This is a genomic window from Bradyrhizobium sp. TM239 (assembly GCF_036247985.1).
Taxonomy (GTDB): Bacteria; Pseudomonadota; Alphaproteobacteria; order Rhizobiales; family Xanthobacteraceae; genus Bradyrhizobium; species Bradyrhizobium ottawaense.
On record NZ_BTIR01000003.1, the window covers coordinates 253,110 to 270,794 of the forward strand.

Annotated in this window: 15 protein-coding genes; 13 read left to right on the top strand and 2 right to left on the bottom strand. The window is 65.6% G+C overall.

What is annotated here, in order from left to right; all coding sequences use genetic code 11:
* Positions 1-186: 186 nt before the first annotated feature.
* From oxlT to AABA84_RS07440, 4 genes are all read left to right on the top strand, one after another.
* On the top strand, positions 187-1,521 hold the full coding sequence (gene oxlT / locus AABA84_RS07425; protein ID WP_338307519.1) for an oxalate/formate MFS antiporter: 1,335 nt from the start codon (positions 187-189) through the stop codon (positions 1,519-1,521).
* Positions 1,522-1,697: 176 nt separating this feature from the next.
* Positions 1,698-2,126 (top strand): CBS domain-containing protein, encoded by a 429-nt coding sequence (locus tag AABA84_RS07430; RefSeq protein ID WP_338311733.1) that lies wholly within the window; start codon positions 1,698-1,700, stop codon positions 2,124-2,126.
* 105 nt (positions 2,127-2,231) lie between these two features.
* Entirely contained in the window at positions 2,232-3,251 is a 1,020-nt protein-coding gene (locus tag AABA84_RS07435) for a 2-dehydropantoate 2-reductase (RefSeq protein ID WP_212248493.1), read from the top strand.
* Between the two features lie 11 nt (positions 3,252-3,262).
* A complete protein-coding gene (locus AABA84_RS07440) occupies positions 3,263-4,036 on the top strand; it encodes a fumarylacetoacetate hydrolase family protein (RefSeq protein WP_338311734.1) in 774 nt (257 codons plus the stop codon).
* A gap of 157 nt (positions 4,037-4,193) precedes the next feature.
* Here AABA84_RS07440 and AABA84_RS07445 read toward each other — a convergent pair whose 3' ends face one another.
* Complete coding sequence (locus AABA84_RS07445; RefSeq protein WP_338311735.1) at positions 4,194-4,733, bottom strand: hypothetical protein; 540 nt, start codon at positions 4,731-4,733, stop codon at positions 4,194-4,196.
* Here AABA84_RS07445 and AABA84_RS07450 point away from each other — a divergent pair.
* The 7 genes from AABA84_RS07450 (at position 4,656) to AABA84_RS07480 (ending at position 14,530) form a co-directional block, all read left to right on the top strand.
* Positions 4,656-6,062: a hypothetical protein gene (locus AABA84_RS07450; protein WP_338307521.1), complete on the top strand. Its 1,407-nt coding sequence runs from the start codon at positions 4,656-4,658 to the stop codon at positions 6,060-6,062. The genes AABA84_RS07445 and AABA84_RS07450 overlap by 78 nt on opposite strands.
* Before the next feature lie 268 nt (positions 6,063-6,330).
* Positions 6,331-6,528, top strand: coding sequence for a hypothetical protein (locus AABA84_RS07455; protein ID WP_018315845.1), 198 nt, complete (start codon positions 6,331-6,333; stop codon positions 6,526-6,528).
* A gap of 57 nt (positions 6,529-6,585) precedes the next feature.
* Positions 6,586-7,236, top strand: a complete 651-nt coding sequence (locus tag AABA84_RS07460) for a hypothetical protein (protein WP_338311736.1) — start codon at positions 6,586-6,588, stop codon at positions 7,234-7,236.
* 1,138 nt (positions 7,237-8,374) lie between these two features.
* Entirely contained in the window at positions 8,375-9,370 is a 996-nt protein-coding gene (locus AABA84_RS07465) for an NAD(P)H-dependent flavin oxidoreductase (RefSeq protein ID WP_338307523.1), read from the top strand.
* Between the two features lie 25 nt (positions 9,371-9,395).
* Positions 9,396-10,364 (top strand): quinone oxidoreductase family protein, encoded by a 969-nt coding sequence (locus AABA84_RS07470; RefSeq protein WP_338311737.1) that lies wholly within the window; start codon positions 9,396-9,398, stop codon positions 10,362-10,364.
* Positions 10,365-10,599: 235 nt separating this feature from the next.
* On the top strand, positions 10,600-11,973 hold the full coding sequence (locus AABA84_RS07475) for a cation-efflux pump (protein ID WP_212248486.1): 1,374 nt from the start codon (positions 10,600-10,602) through the stop codon (positions 11,971-11,973).
* Between the two features lie 226 nt (positions 11,974-12,199).
* Positions 12,200-14,530, top strand: coding sequence for a PAS domain-containing sensor histidine kinase (locus tag AABA84_RS07480; protein WP_212248485.1), 2,331 nt, complete (start codon positions 12,200-12,202; stop codon positions 14,528-14,530).
* A gap of 3 nt (positions 14,531-14,533) precedes the next feature.
* Here AABA84_RS07480 and AABA84_RS07485 read toward each other — a convergent pair whose 3' ends face one another.
* Positions 14,534-15,427 (bottom strand): LysR family transcriptional regulator, encoded by an 894-nt coding sequence (locus AABA84_RS07485; RefSeq protein ID WP_028143020.1) that lies wholly within the window; start codon positions 15,425-15,427, stop codon positions 14,534-14,536.
* Between the two features lie 224 nt (positions 15,428-15,651).
* On the opposite strand from AABA84_RS07485, the gene AABA84_RS07490 reads away from it, so the two are divergent.
* Positions 15,652-16,128: a formate dehydrogenase subunit gamma gene (locus AABA84_RS07490; RefSeq protein ID WP_338311738.1), complete on the top strand. Its 477-nt coding sequence runs from the start codon at positions 15,652-15,654 to the stop codon at positions 16,126-16,128.
* Positions 16,125-17,681, top strand: coding sequence for a formate dehydrogenase beta subunit (locus AABA84_RS07495; protein ID WP_338311739.1), 1,557 nt, complete (start codon positions 16,125-16,127; stop codon positions 17,679-17,681). Before AABA84_RS07490 ends, AABA84_RS07495 begins: the two co-directional genes overlap by 4 nt.
* Positions 17,682-17,685: the final 4 nt, after the last annotated feature.

Below are 17,685 nucleotides of genomic sequence, written 5' to 3' on the forward strand. Positions count from 1 at the left end.
GTTTTGCACGAGGTCTTTGCGCATCGGCGCATTTTCTTGGCCGGCCCGCCAAGTTAGCCCTTGCATTCTGGGATATGGTATACCAAGCTCCGCGCCGCGCTTGCGACGATAAGCCACAACATTTGCGACACTGGGTCATCTTGCAATCCCAAGTCGCATTCAATCAGGCGCGTTGGGAGGTTCTTGATGATTTCCAGCACGGACGGCGCCGTCACGGCCGCGCCTCTTCGCACCGGGTTCCGTTGGCTCCAGCTCGTCATGGGCATCGTCTGCATGGCGATGATCGCCAACCTGCAATATGGCTGGACGCTGTTCGTCGATCCGATCGATGCGGCCCATCACTGGGGACGCGCCGCGATCCAGCTTGCCTTCACGGTCTTCGTCGTCACCGAGACCTGGCTGGTGCCGATCGAGGCCTGGTTCGTCGACAAATACGGCCCGCGCATCGTCGTCATGTTCGGCGGCGTGATGATCGCACTGTCCTGGATTCTCAACTCCTATGCCGACAGCCTCACCTTGCTGTACGCGGCCGCGATCATCGGCGGCATGGGTGCGGGCGCGGTGTACGGCACCTGCGTCGGCAACGCGCTGAAGTGGTTTCCCGACCGCCGCGGCCTTGCCGCCGGCGCGACGGCCGCAGGCTTCGGCGCCGGCGCCGCGCTCACCATCGTGCCGATCGCGACCATGATCGCAGCGAGCGGCTATCAGCACGCGTTCTTCACCTTCGGCATCGGCCAGGGCGTGATCGTGTTCGTGCTCGCCTTCTTCATCCAGCCGCCGCGGCTCTCGATCCCGCCGAAGAAGAAGCAGCTCAACCTTCCGCAGACCAAGATCGACTTCACCCCGCCGCAGGTGCTGCGCAGCCCTATTTTCTGGGTGATGTATCTCGTCTTCGTCATGGTCGCATCCGGCGGCCTGATGACCGCGGCGCAGATCGGCCCGATCGCGCACGACTTCAAGATCGCCGATACCCCGGTCACGCTGGCCGGCTTCCAGATGGCGGCACTGACCTTCGCGATCTCGCTCGACCGCATCCTCGACGGTTTCGGACGCCCCTTCTTCGGCTGGGTCTCCGACACGATCGGCCGCGAGCACACCATGTTCATCGCCTTCGGCACCGCGGCGCTGATGCTGCTGACGCTGTCGGCTTACGGTCATGTCCCGGTCGTGTTCGTGCTCGCGACTGCGGTGTATTTCGGCGTGTTCGGCGAGATCTACTCGCTGTTCCCGGCGACCTGCGGCGACACCTTCGGCTCGAAATTCGCGACCACCAACAACGGCATGCTCTACACCGCGAAGGGCACCGCCTCCCTGCTCGTCCCGCTCGCCAGCGTGATCTCGGCGACCTACGGCTGGAAGGCCGTGTTCGTGGTCGCGGTCGCCTTGAACGCGACGGCGGCGCTGACGGCATTGTTCGTGATCAAGCCGATGCGCCGTTCCTTCATCCTCGGCAAGGAAGCCGAGAGCGCGGGCACAGCAACCGGCAGGGCCGAGACCACTGCAAAGACCGAGACGGCGTAGCCGCCACTGACATTGCAGGGATCAACAAGGGGGCGCAGCGATGCGCCCCTTTTCTTTCCTACCCCTCAAACGTCAGCATTGCTGTCGCAAGATTTTTCGGATCACCCAAACCAGCGCTTGACGATTGGCATTATGTATACCACACTTCTCCCAACATTCACCCCAGGGAGGTTGCAATGCTGGTCGGAGACATTCTGCGCAAGAAGACGCCGCGCGTTGTCACGGTGCGGATGAACGAAACGGTGGGTATCGCCGCCAAGCTGATGCGCGCCAACAACATCAGCGCTCTCGTGGTCAAGGACGTGGTCCGCTCCGAGGGTAACACCGTGGTCGGCATGTTCACCGAGCGCGACGTGGTGCGCGCCGTCGCCGAGCACGGCACGAATGCCGTCAACGTCAAGGTCTCGCAGCTCGTCTCGGTGCAGCAGCTGGTGTCCTGCACCTCGAGCGACACGATCGAGCACGTCCGCCATTTGATGAACCGGCATCACATCCGCCATTTGCCTGTCATCGACGATTACAGCCTCGTCTCCGTCATCAGCATGCGCGACATCGCAGCTGCCGTGGACGAAGCCATCAACGGCACGCCGCAAGCCGCAGCCTAAAGCGACGACCCTTCCCCTGTGACTACCGGCCCCGGCTCGGATCCTTCCGAGCCGGGCCGGATCTTTCGTCCCAAGTTCCGGCTTCGGCTCCTTCGCGAGGACTTCATGAAGATCTGCATCTACGGCGCCGGCGCGATCGGCGGATATCTCGGGGTTCAGCTTGCGCGCGCAGGCGCCGATGTCAGCCTCATCGCGCGCGGCGCGCACCTTGCCGCAATGCGCGAGCGCGGCCTGACGCTGCTCGCGGGCGAGGAGACGCACATCGTGCATCCGCGCTGCACCGACGATCCCGCCGAGCTCGGCGTGCAGGACTACATCATCATCACGCTGAAGGCGCACTCGATCACCGGTGTGATCGAGAAGATGCAGCCGCTGCTCGGCCCTCACACCCGCATCGTCACCGCCGTCAACGGCATCCCCTATTGGTACTTCTACAAGCACGGCGGCCAATACGAGAATTCGACGCTGGAGAGCATCGACCCCGGCGGGCGGCAGTGGCGCGACATCGGCGCCGAGCGCGCCATCGGCTGCATCGTCTATCCCGCCACCGAGATCGAGGCGCCCGGCGTGATCCGCCACGTCTACGGCAACAACTTCCCGCTCGGCGAGCCCTCCGGCGAGATCACGAGCGACGTGCAGCGCCTTGCCGATCTGTTCGTCGCGGCCGGCCTGAAGGCGCCGGTGCTCGACCGCATCCGCGACGAGATCTGGCTCAAGCTGTGGGGCAATGTCTGCTTCAACCCGATCAGCGCCCTGACCCATGCAACGCTCGACGTGATCTGCACCGATCCGTCCACGCGCGCGCTGTCGCGCGCGATCATGGTGGAGACGCAAGGCATCGCCGAGACCTTCGGCGTCAAATTCCGCGTCGATGTCGAGCGCCGCATCGAGGGCGCCCGCAAGGTCGGCGCGCACAAGACCTCGATGCTGCAGGATCTCGAGCGCGGCCGCCCGATGGAGATCGACCCGCTCGTCACCGTGGTGCAGGAGATGGGCCGCCTCACCGGCATCGCCACGCCCGCGCTCGATTCGGTGCTGGCGATGGTGACCCAGCGCGCCCGCATCGCCGGTCTCTATGACGGCGTCTCGACACCTTCAGATCCCCGCGCACTGGCGGTGGCGTGATGGCGGGCGAGATGAAGCAGTGGCTGCGCTTCCGGAATAATGGCGCGACCGGTTTCGGCACGCTGACGCCATCGGGCATCAGCGTGCACGAGGGCGAGATGTTCGGCCGCAACGCCGCGACCGGCAAGATTCTGGCGCTGTCGGAGGTCGAGCTGCTGGCGCCTTGCGCGCCCAGCAAGATCGTCGCGCTCTGGAATAATTTCCACGCGCTCGCGACCAAGCTCAACCAGCCCGAGCCGCCGGAGCCGCTTTATCTGCTGAAGGCCACCACCACCATCACGACGCCCGGCGCCGTGATCCGCCGTCCCTCTTATTACGATGGCAAGACCACCTATGAAGGCGAGCTCGGCATCGTCATCGGCAAGACCTGCGCGCGCGTCTCCCCCAGCGAAGCCAACAGCTGCATCTTCGGCTATACCTGCGTCAACGACATCACCGCCAACGACATCCTGACCAGCGACCCCACCTTCCCGCAATGGGCCCGCGCCAAGGGCATCGACGATTACGGCCCGTTCGGCCCGGTCATCGCAACCGGCCTCGATCCGGCCAAGCTGACCGTCCGCACCATCCTCAACGGCGCGGAGCGGCAGAATTACCCGATCTCCGACATGATCTTCTCGGCGCAGGAGCTGGTCAGCAGGATCTCCCACGACATGACCCTGCTCCCCGGCGACCTCATCGCCGTCGGCACCTCGGTCGGCGTCGGCGTGATGAAGGAGCCCGTGAACACGGTCACTGTCGCGATCGACGGCATCGGCGAGCTCACCAACGAGTTTCGGCTGTAGCTGCAAACACCATCCCGAAGCCCGGATGAGCGAAGCGATATCCGGGACGGCTCTTCGCTGTGGTCCCGCATGTCGCTCCGCTCATGCGGGCGACTGACTTATTCTCGCTGCAGCGCGGCAAAATTGATCCGGCGCAAATTGCGCCGGCACGGCCGCCTTATCCTTCCCGGCAATCCATTTCTGACGCCAGGGAGGACACCATGACGAATGCAAGTAATGCACTTTTGTGGACGGCTCTGTACTTTGCTCTCGCGTTCGGTGCGATCTTCGCGGTCTGGTTCGCCGAGAAGATGCGCTCGAACTTCCTCGGGAAATAGCGCACGGCGCCGCAGCCCGGATGAGCGGAGCGACATTCGGGACGCCTCTTCGCATGGTCCTGCATGTCGCTCCGCTCATGCGGGCTACTAACGCTGCTCGATCCGTCGTGGCCGGGCATGACGCGTGTGCGGGAACGTCTGTCCGGGAAAACCCGGCACTCCTCGCGCCGTCCGCCCATCGGCCAACGCAACCAGCCGTGGATCACGCCGCCCGAAACAGCCCACAAGCCTGCCCGCCCCTTGCGCTCGGTTCCGCTCTTGGCAATCATGGCGAAAATGTGCGCCGGCGTGTGGAATTCACGATGTGGCTGTTTTTCCTGGTTGCCTGGTTCGGCCTGTTGGCCATCGTCGCGGTCGTCGCCCAGCAGGCGTTCGGTCACGATATCAGTCACCTGCCCGCTTGGTTCGCGGGCCTGCCGGTGCCGCAGCGCATCGCGACCGGAATATTCCCCGCCCTCGCGCTGACCCTGATCGGCGCTTCGGCCTGGCGGCTGTCGCGCCAGGACCGCAGCCTGAAGACGCTGCGTGACCGGCTCAAGAAGACCCGCGAGGACGTCGTCGTCGCCCACGCCCTGCAAAACCATCTCGACGCGACCGTCCAGCACCTGATCGAGAGCGACCCAAGGGAGGCGGTCTCCGCGCTGCACGACAAGCTGGGCGAGACCGAGCGGCGCGCGCTGCTCCAGCAGGGCCGCAACCAAGCCACCGACATGCACGACCAGCTCGCCGAAATCCGCAGCCGCCAGCAGCACCTGCGCGACATGGTCGGCAAGGTCGCCGAGCAGCGCCGTGCGGTCGAGCCCGTCTTCACCGAGATCCGCGACCGTCAGAATCAGCTCGAACGCTCCCTGCACGATCTCGAGACCGACGACCGCAAGAACAATCTCGCCGATCGGCAGAGGGACATCGCGCGCGACGTGGCGGCGCTTCTAGGGCGGGTGAACGGCGTCCAGGAGACATTTGCGACCCTCAACCAGTACAAGGAGGATCTGGCGAAATCCCACGCCGAGCTGGTGCCGCTGCGGTCAACCGACGCCGGCATCAACGCCCTGATCGGCGAGCTCAGCCTCAGCCACGAGCGCCTTGCCAAGACCATCGACGAGCTCGAGACCGGCGGCGAGACGCCGCTTCCCACCCGCGTCGAGACGCTGTCGAAGAACAAGATCGAGATCGAGCAGCGCCTCGCCCGCATCGACGACAGCTTCAACATTCTGAAAAGCATCCGGCTCGACTTCGAGGAGCTCGGCCAGCGCCAGGCGCAGCTCGAACGCTCGCTCGCCGATGTCGAGACGGACGCCGACGGCAAGACCCTTGCCGACCGCCAGAACGCGCTGAACGATTTCGTCCTGCAGTCGCGCCAGCGCCTCGGCGCCCTGCAGGAGACGCTGGCGACGCTGAACGCCTTCAAGACGGAGCTGTCGAAGTCGCAGGCCGACCTCGTCCCGTTGAAGGCGCCGGTGTTCGGCATCGAGGCCCTGATCGCGGACGTCGGTGCCACCCGCGATCTCCTCGCCAAAACCGTCGGCGAGATCGAGACGAATGGCGACGTCACCCTCGCCTCGCGCGTCGATGCGCTGACCCAAAGCAAACGCGAGGTCGAAGACCGCCTCGCCCGCATCTTCGACAATTTCAACGCACTCGATGCCTTGCGCAAGGACATCGGTGGCATTTTCGCGACGATCAGGAATAGTTTGAACCGGATCGGGTGAAGGCCTTCTTGTAGGATGGGTAGTGCGCAGCGAAACCCATCACATCTCCTCGCGCAAACGGCCGATGGGGTTCGCTTCGCTCTACCCATCCTGCGAGCTGCGAGCCCTCCGAAACATCCAGACACATCACATCTGCGCGCGTCAGACATATGCCGCCAACATGTCCCCTGCGCGCCGCAACTTGGACGCATTCGGACGTCCATCTCTGAGGCGTGTCTGGGGGCACGGCATGGCCGTGTTTGGACCAAACCTTCTAGGGGTATCAGCTGTGAAGAAGATTGTAATTGCTCTGGGTGCCACGCTTGCTCTGGTGACGGCTGCGAACGCTGCGGACCTGCCGCGCCGCCAGCCGGTACCTGTCTATCCGGCCGAGCAGGCGCCGATCGGCAAGATGCCGATTGGCAAGAGCCCGGTTGGAAAGGCCCCGATCGGCAAGGCGCCGGGCCCGGTCGCTGCGCGCTACTGACGCGCAACAGACCAAGCGCAAAACTGGCGTAAGCGGCCGACAGTCGAGGGGCACAGCGTGACGAACAAACCTGATCGATCGGGACCCTGCATCCTTGCGGGGTTCGCCCTCGCGGCCATGATCGCCTGTACGACGCCCTCGGCCTCGGCCCACGAAGCGAACAAGCGCGTTGCCGATGCCAACGCGCTTGCCACGACCGACACCACATCACGATCTCAGCCGCAGTCGACGCGGCGCTCCGTCGCGCGCGCGGAGAAGGGTCCCTATTACGTCGACTTCCGCGCCCGCACGGCCGCGAGCTGGGGCCACGCCTTCGTCTGGTACGGCAAGACCAGCGAGAAGGCGGTCGAGGTCGCAGGGCTGACGCCGGCCGGCGACACGCTCGCCTACGTGCTCGGCCACGTCACCTTCGTGCCGTCGGAGACCGGCGCGAGCTACGGCGATCTCGATCCGGAATATCTGACCGCGAACTATCGCGTCTACCTGAACGAGGCCGACGCCAAGCGCGTGTTCGCCTACATCAAGAAACTGCAGGCGAACTCGCCGGTCTGGAACGCCGAGACCATGAACTGCACCGGCTTCATCGGCGACATCGCCGAGTACATGGGCTTGAAGGTCCCGTATCGCTGGCAGCGTCCGGAAAACTTCGTCAACCGCCTCAAGGAAATGAACGGCGGCCGCCAGATGGTGCGGCTGTCGGCGGAGTAGCTGTCAGTCCCATACTCGGTGTCATTGCCCGCCTTGTGCGCGCTTGCGCACTGGAGCGGGCAATCCAGTATTCCAGAGGCAGCGAGGCAGGGGCGAGAAGCCGCGGCGTACTGGATGCCCCGCCTTCGCGGGGCATGACGGTCGAGTTTGAAGAAGCACCCTCGCCCGTCGGGCAAAACACCCGGACAAATTCCTCCACCCACCTGTCAAGCCCAGCCGCATCAAATATTCCGCTTTACCGAACTTCTGATTTACCGTACAAGCAAGCCACCCTGGCCCGAGACAAGGGGCGGATCGCGATCGTCACGAACCGCGGGCCGGGGTGCGATGGACGCGACGGCGTCGGGCGCGAGCAGCATTGCAGGGCGGGAAACCGTGAGCAAAGCGCTTTCCGCGCATACGACCCGGCGCCGACAGCGTCTTCGCATGGCTTCGGGCGTGAGCACACGCCAGCACTCGAAGTCCCAGCGAAGACGTGCGCGGACGGTCAAGTCGTGTGGTCCTGACGCCCGGGGTCTGTGCGTCAAGTCCTGCGGTGATGTGGCGACCAACCGGCGCGCGCATCAATCACCCGCAAGGCGACGGGGGCAATAGTGCATCGCTCCCCGGGGAGAGCACGAAGTACGCCGTAAACCATCGCGCAGGGAAGGCCGGGCGTTCGGCTCACCTGTGGTCCACCCCGTGTGCATCTTCGTAGCGCACGGACTTACGGGTGCCAGCCGGCGCCCGGCCTTCCCTGCGCCCTTGTCTTTCATGAGGGCAACGCGACGACGCAAAGCTCGGGCGGAAGATGCCGCGAGAGCGCGAAGGTGTGTCCAGTGTTTGAAGAACCGGATCGAGGTTATCCGTGCCCCGGACGCAGCGCAGCGTCCCTTCGACGGTGCGCTGCAGAGCCGGGGCCCATCTTTCAGAGCCCTCGCTGAGCATGGGTCCCGGCTCTGCGCAGCAACGTGAAGGACGTTGCAGCGCGTCCGGGACACGAGCCCCCCAATTATCCGCCCCACGGAATCCTCCCTCTCCCTGCATGCTCGCCCCGCCCCCACCGCACGCCCCGCTGATAGACTTTTGCCACCCCCGGCGGCATCCTTCCGCCATCACCGACAATAGAGCCTGCGGGCCACCGAGGGGGAAACACAGCATGTTGCAGACGCGGTTCACGAAACTCGTCGGCGTCGAGCACCCGATCGTCCAGGGCGGCATGCAATGGGTCGGGCGCGCCGAGCTGGTCGCCGCCGTTGCCAATGCCGGCGCGCTCGGCTTCATCACCGCACTGACCCAGCCGACGCCGGAGGATCTGACCAAGGAGATCGCGCGCTGCCGCGACCTCACCGACAAGCCGTTCGGCGTCAACCTCACCATCCTGCCCGCGATCAAGCCGCCGCCTTATGCCGAATACCGCGCGGCCATCATCGAGAGCGGCATCAAGGTGGTCGAGACCGCCGGCAACAAGCCGCAGGAGCATGTCGACGAGTTCAGGAAGCACGGCGTCAAGGTCGTGCACAAATGCACCAGCGTCCGCCACGCGCTCTCGGCCGAGCGCATGGGCGTCGACGCCATCTCGATCGACGGCTTCGAATGCGCCGGCCATCCCGGCGAGGACGACACGCCCGGCCTGATCCTGATCCCCGCCGCCGCCAACAAGGTCAAGATCCCGATGATCGCCTCGGGCGGCTTTGCCGATGCCCGCGGTCTCGTCGCAGCGCTGGCGCTGGGCGCCGACGGCATCAACATGGGCACGCGCTTCATGGCGACCAGGGAGAGCCCGATCCACCAGTCCATCAAGGAGAAGATCGTCGCCAATGACGAGCGCGAGACCGAGCTGATCTTCCGCACCATGCGCAACACCTCGCGCGTCGCCAAGAACGAGATCTCGACCAAGGTCGTCGCGATGGAGAAGGAAGGCGCGAAGTTCGAGGACATCCGCGAGCTGGTCGCGGGTGCCCGCGGCAAGATGGTCTATGCGACCGGGAATTCCGACGAAGGCATCTGGTCGGCCGGCCAGGTGCAGGGCCTGATCCAGGACATCCCGAGCTGCGCCGAACTCATCTCCCGCATCGTGCGCGAGGCGGAGGCGATCATCCGCAGCCGGCTCGAAGGCATGATCGTTCATCCGAATGCGCAAGCTGCGGAATAGTCACTGCAAGAAGCGAGAGCAATTCATGAAAGCTTACGTCTACGGTCCTGACGGCGCTCGGATTTCCGACGTCGCTCAACCAAAGCCCAAAGGCACGCAGGTGCTGGTCAAGGTCCGCGCCTGCGGCCTCAATCGCGCCGACACCGGCATGCGCAGGGGGCACGCCCACGGCGCGGCCGGCGGCGCCGGCACCGTGCTCGGCATGGAATGGGCCGGCGAGGTCGCCGAGCTCGGGCCGGATGCCAAGGGCGTGAAGATCGGCGACCGCATCATGGGCTCGGGCGGCGCTGCGTTTGCCGAGTACACGCTGGCCGATCACGGCCGGCTGTTCCGCGCGCCCTCGAACATGAACTTCGAGGAAGCCGCCACCCTGCCCGTCGCGCTCGCGACCATGCACAACGCCGTCGTCACCGTCGGCGGCGTGCAGGCAGGCCAGAGCGTGCTGATCCAGGGCGCCAGCTCCGGCGTCGGCCTGATGGCGATGCAGATTGCAAAACTCAAGGGCGCAAAGCTCGTGATCGGCTCGTCGACCGATGCCACGCGCCGCGGCCGGCTGAGGGAGTATGGCGCCGACCTCGCCGTTGATTCCTCCGATCCCAAATGGGTCGAGGAGGTCCTGAAGGCGACGAACGGCGAAGGCGTCGACCTCATCGTCGACCAGGTCTCGGGGAAGGTCGCGAGCCAGAACCTCGCCGCGACCAAGATCAAGGGCCGCATCGTCAATGTCGGCCGGCTCGGCGGCACCCATGCCGATTTCAACTTCGACCTGCATGCCGCGCGCCGCATCGACTATGTCGGCGTCACCTTCCGCACCCGCACCATCGAAGAGGTCCGCGAGATTTTCGAGGAGGTCAGGAAGGACATCTGGGGCGCGGTGGAATCGCGAAAACTGCAGCTGCCGATCGACAAGGTGTTCGCGTTCGACGACATCGACAAGGCGTTCGAGCACATGGAGGCGAACAAGCATCTCGGGAAGATCGTGGTGACGGTGTGAGGCATACCGCGGTCCCGTAGGGTGGGCAAAGCGGCTTGTCCGCCGTAGCTCGAAGAGCGAAGGCGGAAGCGTGCCCACGATCTGTATCCATCACCGACGAATGGTGGGCACGGCGCCTTGCGCCTTTGCCCACCCTACGAGACTAGGCACGACGCGGATTGCTCCTGCAAATCACTAGCGACTACTCCTGTGGATCGCCGCTTGATGTTCACCCCCGCCCTGCTAAATCCCCGCCATGACCTCCCAGCACAGCAAAACCTCGGTCGCCGCGATCTCGATCTTCGCCAGCGGCGGCATGGCGGCGGCCAAGTTCGCGGTCGGCATCGCGATCGGCTCGCTCGCGCTGATCTCCGAGGCCCTGCACTCCTCGATCGACCTGGTCGCGACCATCATCACCTGGGCGGTGGTGCGGGTATCGGACAAGCCGGCGGACGACGAGCACCATTACGGCCATGGCAAGCTGGAGAGCATCTCGGCGCTCGGCGTCACCGCCCTGCTCTACGTGCTCGCCGGCGGCATCCTGGTCGAGTCCTATAGCCGGCTGCGCGAGGGAACCCCGCCGCCGACCATTTCGGCCGTGCCGTTCGTGGTCCTGGTGATCGACATCATCGTCAATTTCTGGCGTGCCCGCGCGCTGCACCGCGCCGCGCGGGAAACCGGGAGCCAGGCGCTTGCGGCCGATGCGCTGCACTTCGCCTCTGATGTCATGGGCTCCTTCGCCGTGATCGCGGGCCTGATCCTCGCCGCCCTCGGCTTCTGGTGGGGCGACGCCGCCGCTGCCGCCGCGGTCGCCGTGATGATCGCCCTGCTCGGCCTGCGCATGGCCGGCTCGACCGTGCAGACGCTGGTCGACCGCGCCCCGCAGGGTGCGCAGGAGAAGGCCACGGCCGCGATCCGCAGCGTCCCGGGCGTGATCGACGTCGAGCGGCTGCGCGTGCGCATGGTCGGCGCGACCACGTTCATCGACACCATCGCCAAGGTGCCGCGGACCTATCCGATCGACCGCGTCGAGGAGATCAAGCGCAGCGCGCAGGCCGCCGTGGACAAGGCATTCGGCGATGCCGACCTCACCTTCACCGCCGTCCCCGTCGCCCGCGACAACGAGACCGTGCGCGACCGCATCATGGTGATCGCGCATAATTCGGGCCTCGCCGTCCACCACGTCACGGTGCACGATCTCGGCGGCAAGCTGATCGTCAGCATCGACCTCGAGGTCGACGCCGGCATGCAGTTAGAGGCAGCCCATGACGTCGCCAACACGCTGGAGCGGAACATCCAGGAGGAGTTCGGCGCCGACGTCGAGGTCGACGTCCATATCGAGCCGCTGGAGCCGGAACTGCCGTTCGGGGTCGATGCCGCGCCCGAACGCGTCCAGGCCATCGCCGCCGCGCTGACTGAATACGCCGCCGGCAGCGAGATCCACGACATCCACAATGTGCGCGTCCGCAACACCGACGCCGGCGAGATCGTCAACTTCCACTGCCGCGCCGCGCCGTCGATGAGCGTGATCAAGGTGCACGAGCACGTCGACGCCATCGAGCGCGCGCTGCGGCGCGCGTTCCCGAGCGTGAAGCGCGTGATCAGCCACGCCGAACCGCCGCGTGCGTGACGCAGAATGTGCGAGGAGTCACACGTTCTCGTTTCGGACTCGTCACGCACGTGAGTTTGCGGGTACTCCGCGCACAAACTGCGCATTGGATAAGAATAAATACGCGTTAACGATTCATTGACTCTCGACACCCCGCGAAAACTGGATTCAAATCGCTGTGATTCGGAAGCGATGTGGGGCTGCTTCCGGACTTCAGTTGCAAGCTGGTTTTCAGGGGGCCGAAGGCATGTCGCGTGCAGACGCCGCGAACGCGTGCGTCCAATCCGATTCGATCAAGGGATTGGCGCAATCGATCGCGAAACCTGCCTATCATCGGCTCTTGATTGCAGAGCCGGCGCTTCGTCGCGCCGTGCCGACGCTCATCATCGCGTTCCTGATCACGATCTGCCTCGGCGCGTTCGTGCAGGTCGTCGACCAGACGCGCCAGAAGCGGCTGGTGATCCGGCACGACATCTCGGCGCTGGCCGATCTGCTCGCCGAACGCATCGACCGCCTCACCTCCGTCCGACAGGAGCGGCTCAAGAACATCGAGAGCCTGCCGGCGCTGTTGCCGGATATGATCCCGTCCTGGGGCACGGCCTCGGGCCGCCACGTCATCGTCACCTCGGCCGGCGTCGAGCGTCGTGTCCTCGCCCGCGTCCCGGTCGACAGCGACCCTTCCGGCAACGACCGCCTGCTCGACGCCATCACGACCGCACAATTGCTGGCGGCGCCGACGCGCGACGGCAACGTCTCCGACATGACGCTGCCGAGCGGCAACGCCGCGATGGCGACCTCGCGGCAGATCAAGTCGCTGCCCGGCTTCATCACCGTGATCCAGGAGCGCAACGAGCCGATCTGGGGCTCCGATGCCGCGCTCTCGGTGACGCTGTCGGCGACGACCGGATTCGTCGTCCTGATCCTGGGCTTCGCCTTCCACTGGCAGTCCACCCGCGCCCGCGAAGGCGACCTCATCAACGACGCCGTGCGCGGCCGGATCGACACCGCGCTCAACCGCGGCCGCTGCGGACTGTGGGACTGGGACCTGTCGCGCGGCCGGATCTTCTGGTCGCAATCGATGTTCTCGATGCTGGGCCTCGACGGCCGCAACGAGCTCCTCACCTTCGGCGAGGTCAACGCGCTGGTGAAGTCCGACGACATCGACCTGTTCGCGATTGCCGACCAGCTCATCTCCGAGAAGATCGACCACATCGACCAGACCTTCCGCATGCAGCATGTCGACGGCCACTGGATCTGGCTCCGCGTCCGCTGCGAGAAGACCAGCGGGGCGACCGATTCCAGCGTGCACCTGATCGGGATCGCCGTCGACATCACCGAGCAGAAGAGCCTCGCCGAGAGGACCGTGGAAGCCGACCTGCGCCTGCGCGACGCGATCGAGACCATTCCGGAAGCCTTCGTGCTGTGGGACGCCAGCGACCGCCTCGTGCTCTGCAACTCGCACTTCCAGCGCCTGCACAAGCTGCCCGACAGCGCCGTCATCCCCGGCACCTCCTACGAGACCGTGCTCGAGGTCGGCCGCATGCCCGAGGTGCGCACCCGCCACAACGAGACCGCGGCCCAAGGCCCGGGCGCGCGGACCTTCGAAGCGCAGCTCGACGACGGCAGCTGGCTGCACATCAGCGAGCGCCGCACCAAGGACGGCGGCTACGTCTCGGTCGGCACCGACATCACCCGCATCAAGGAGCACGAGCAGAAGCTGGTCGACAACGATCTGCGCCTGCGCGCCACCGTCATCGACCTGAAGCGCTCGCAGGCGGCGCTGGAGCGCCAGGCGGTCGAGCTCGCCGACCTCGCCGAGAAGTACCAGCGCGAGAAGACCCGCGCCGAGGAAGCCAACCAGACCAAGTCGAAATTCCTCGCCAATATGAGCCACGAGCTGCGCACGCCGCTGAATGCCATCATCGGCTTCTCCGAGATCATGGGCTCGGGCATGTTCGGCGAGCTCGGCAGCGAAAAGTACCAGGAATATTGCCAGGACATCCTGACCAGTGGCCACTATCTGCTCGAGGTCATCAACGACATCCTCGACATGTCCAAGATCGAGGCAGGCCGCATGAAGCTCGACATGGAGGAGCTCGACCTGGCGCAGACGCTCGCGGAATCCTTGCGGGTCGTCACCGGCCGGGCCCAGGACAAGCACCTGACGCTCGACGCCGACATCGCAAAATCCATCTCCGTCGTCGCCGACCGCCGCGCCACCAAGCAGATCATCGTCAACCTGCTGTCCAACGCGGTGAAGTTCACGCCGGACGGCGGACGCATCGTGGTGCGCAGCCGGCAACTCGACGACCGGATCGTGCTGATGATCGCCGACACCGGCATCGGTATCGCACCACATTCGCTGGCGCGGCTCGGCCGCCCGTTCGAGCAAGTGGAGAGCCAGCTCACCAAGACCTATCACGGCTCGGGCCTTGGCCTCGCGATCGCCCGCTCGCTGGCGCAGCTCCATGGCGGCTCGATGCGGCTGCGCTCCAAGCTCGAGGTCGGCACCGTCGTCCGCGTGACCCTGCCGCGCGACGCGATCAAGGCGGCGTCCGGGATATCGGCCGCGGCTTGATCCCTACAGCTGCAGCGACGGCGCAACTTCCCGCGCGACATTGACCAGCGCTGCAATCAGCGGCGTCATCGGATCGCGCTGCGGGATCACCATGCCGATGCTGTAATTGACATCGGGATCGGTGATCGGGATCGAGCGCACCGTGTCGGACAGACCGAGCGTCTCGGCAAGCTTGGCCGGCATCACGCTCGCCCAACGCCCCGTCTTCACGTGCGTGAACAGCACCAGCAGCGAGTTCGAGGTCAGCGTCGGCGTCGCCTCCGCGCCGACGGAGCGTAAGGCACGGTCGATGATACGGCGGTTCTGCATGTCGGGCGTCAGCAGGCACAGCGGCACCTGCCCGACCTCGGTCCAGGTCACCGTCTCGCGGTCGCCGAACATGCCGTCCGGCGCAGTCAGAAGACGGTAGCTCTCGTTGTAGAGCGGAATGGTGCGCACCTTGCCGATCGGCTCGTTCTCGATATAGGTCAGCCCCGCATCGACCTCGAGATTTTCCAAAAGCCCCAACACCTCGGACGAGGTGGTGGACTGGATGCGGAAGCGCACCTCGGGATGCCGGGCGCGAAACGGCGTCGTCAGCGCGGCGACCATGCCGAGCACGGTCGGGATCGCGGCGATGCGGATCTCGCCGGAGAGCTGATGCTTCAGTCCGTTGATCTCGTCGCGCATCGCGCGGGCATCGCCCACGATCCGCCGCGCCCAGTCCAGCGCCCGTTCGCCTTCGGGGGTGAACCCCTGGAAACGGGAGCCGCGCTGCACCAGCATCACGCCGAGGATCTCCTCGAGCTGCTTGAGCCCGGTCGACATCGTCGGTTGCGTCACGCCGCAAACCTCCGCCGCGCGTCCGAAATGCCGCTCCTTCGCCAGCGCCAGCAATAGTTCAAGTTTGTCGATCAACCGAGCGTCCCCTCGAATTCTGTCGTGGCATGCAAGCTAGCATGCCGGGCCTGCACCAACACGCAAAAACCGGCAGCCGATACAACTTTCATTATCAACTCGTATCGATCGATTGCGCTTGCCAATCGATCCGAATTCGCAATCGCAGCACGGGACAGCTTTATTGATCTTCGAATGATTCCAACTAGTTTGCGCCGAGGGAACGCTCAGGTTGAGAACGAAGAATGACAGCGACTTACGAGCCTTGGGACGAAACGCGCGGCGCCGAAATCATCGCCGAACATGCCAACCAAGAGGGTGCGACGCTGGTCATCCTGCACGCGCTGCAGGAGGCGTTCGGCTACGTGCCGGAGGCCGCCATTCCCATGGTGGCGCAAGCGCTCAATCTGTCGCGCGCCGAGGTCCACGGCGTATTCACGTTCTATCATGATTTCCGCCACAAGCCCGCCGGCCGCCACGTGCTGAAGCTCTGCCGCGCGGAAGCCTGCCAGGCTGCGGGCGGCGATGCATTGGCGGCGCGCGCCGAAGCAAAGCTCGACGTGTCGCTCGGCAGCACCACGGCCGACGATCGCGTCACGCTGGAGCCGATCTACTGCCTCGGCCTGTGCGCGACCGCACCGTCCGCGATGCTCGACGGCCGCCTCATCGGCAGGCTCGATCAGAAGCGTCTCGATGCGTTGCTAGTGGAGGCACAGCGATGAGCTTGCGTCTGTTCGTCTCACGCGACGCCGGCGCAATCGCCGTCGGCGCCGACGACGTTGCTCTGGCGCTGGAGCAGGCTGCGGCCAAGCGCGGCGTGGCGATCGAGATCGTCAGGACCGGCTCGCGCGGCATGTACTGGCTGGAGCCGCTGGTCGAGGTGGCGACGCCGCAAGGCCGGATCGCCTTTGGCCCGGTCACTGAAGCCGACGTGCCGTCCCTGCTCGACGCGCTCGCGAGCAACACGCCGCATCTGTTGCGGTTGGGGGCAACCGACGAGATTCCCTGGCTGAAGCGCCAGACCCGCCTCACCTTCGCCCGCTGCGGCGTGATCGACCCGCGCTCGCTCGACGACTACCGCGCGCACGGCGGCTACAAGGGGCTGGAGCGCGCGCTGTCGCTCGGCACGGATGCGATCCTCAACGAAGTCACGGCATCGGGCTTGCGCGGCCGCGGCGGCGCGGGCTTCCCGACCGGGATCAAGTGGAAGACGGTCGCGCAGGCCAAGGCCGACCGCAAGTTCATCGTCTGCAACGCCGACGAAGGCGACAGCGGCACCTTCGCCGACCGCATGATCATGGAGGGCGACCCCTTCCTGGTGATCGAGGGCATGACCATCGCCGGCATCACCGTCGGCGCGACCAAGGGCTACATCTACACCCGCAGCGAATATCCGCATGCCATCGAGGCGATGAATGCCGCCATCCTGGCGGCGCGGCGCGGCGGCTATCTCGGAAGCAATGTCGGCGGCTCGACCTACAGCTTCGATCTTGAAGTGCGCGTCGGTGCCGGCGCCTATGTCTGCGGCGAGGAGACCGCGCTGCTGGAAAGCCTCGAAGGCCGCCGCGGCGTCGTGCGGGCCAAGCCGCCGCTGCCGGCGCATTACGGCCTGTTCGGCAAGCCGACCGCCATCAACAACATCCTGTCGCTGGCCGCCATCCCCTTCATCCTTGCCGAGGGCGCCAAGACCTACGCGGATTACGGCATGGGCCGCTCGCGCGGCACGATGCCGATCCAGCTGGCCGGCAATCTGCGCTACGGTGGGCTGTTCGAGACCGCCTTCGGCGTGACGCTCGGCGAGCTCGTCGACGACATCGGCGGCGGTACGTTCACGGGCCGGCCGGTCCGCGCCGTGCAGGTCGGCGGCCCGCTCGGCGCCTATTTCCCGCGGGCGCTGTTCGACACGCCGTTCGACTACGAGGCCTTCGCCGCGCGCGATGGCCTGATTGGCCATGGCGGTATCGTCGTGTTCGACGACAGCGTCGACATGCGCAGGCAGGCGCGCTTCGCGATGGAGTTCTGCGCGATCGAATCCTGCGGCAAGTGCACGCCCTGCCGGATCGGCTCGACCCGCGGCGTCGAGACCATCGAGAAGATCATCAACGGCGAGCGCGTCAGCGAAAACCTCGCGCTGGTCGAAGACCTCTGCAACACCATGAAATTCGGCTCGCTCTGCGCGCTCGGCGGCTTCACGCCCTACCCTGTGCTGAGCGCATTGAAGCACTTCCGGGAGGATTTTGTCCCGGCACCGACCACGCTTCAGGCCGCGGAATAGGAGA

Excerpts from the sequence above, each read along its gene's own strand:
- oxlT (WP_338307519.1), top strand. The coding sequence starts at position 187 with ATGATTTCCAGCACGGACGGCGCCGTCACGGCCGCGCCTCTTCGCACC.
- AABA84_RS07430 (WP_338311733.1), top strand. The coding sequence starts at position 1,698 with ATGCTGGTCGGAGACATTCTGCGCAAGAAGACGCCGCGCGTTGTCACG.
- AABA84_RS07435 (WP_212248493.1), top strand. The coding sequence starts at position 2,232 with ATGAAGATCTGCATCTACGGCGCCGGCGCGATCGGCGGATATCTCGGG.
- AABA84_RS07440 (WP_338311734.1), top strand. The coding sequence starts at position 3,263 with ATGAAGCAGTGGCTGCGCTTCCGGAATAATGGCGCGACCGGTTTCGGC.
- AABA84_RS07450 (WP_338307521.1), top strand. The coding sequence starts at position 4,656 with ATGTGGCTGTTTTTCCTGGTTGCCTGGTTCGGCCTGTTGGCCATCGTC.
- AABA84_RS07465 (WP_338307523.1), top strand. The coding sequence starts at position 8,375 with ATGTTGCAGACGCGGTTCACGAAACTCGTCGGCGTCGAGCACCCGATC.
- AABA84_RS07470 (WP_338311737.1), top strand. The coding sequence starts at position 9,396 with ATGAAAGCTTACGTCTACGGTCCTGACGGCGCTCGGATTTCCGACGTC.
- AABA84_RS07475 (WP_212248486.1), top strand. The coding sequence starts at position 10,600 with ATGACCTCCCAGCACAGCAAAACCTCGGTCGCCGCGATCTCGATCTTC.
- AABA84_RS07480 (WP_212248485.1), top strand. The coding sequence starts at position 12,200 with ATGTCGCGTGCAGACGCCGCGAACGCGTGCGTCCAATCCGATTCGATC.
- AABA84_RS07490 (WP_338311738.1), top strand. The coding sequence starts at position 15,652 with ATGACAGCGACTTACGAGCCTTGGGACGAAACGCGCGGCGCCGAAATC.
- AABA84_RS07495 (WP_338311739.1), top strand. The coding sequence starts at position 16,125 with ATGAGCTTGCGTCTGTTCGTCTCACGCGACGCCGGCGCAATCGCCGTC.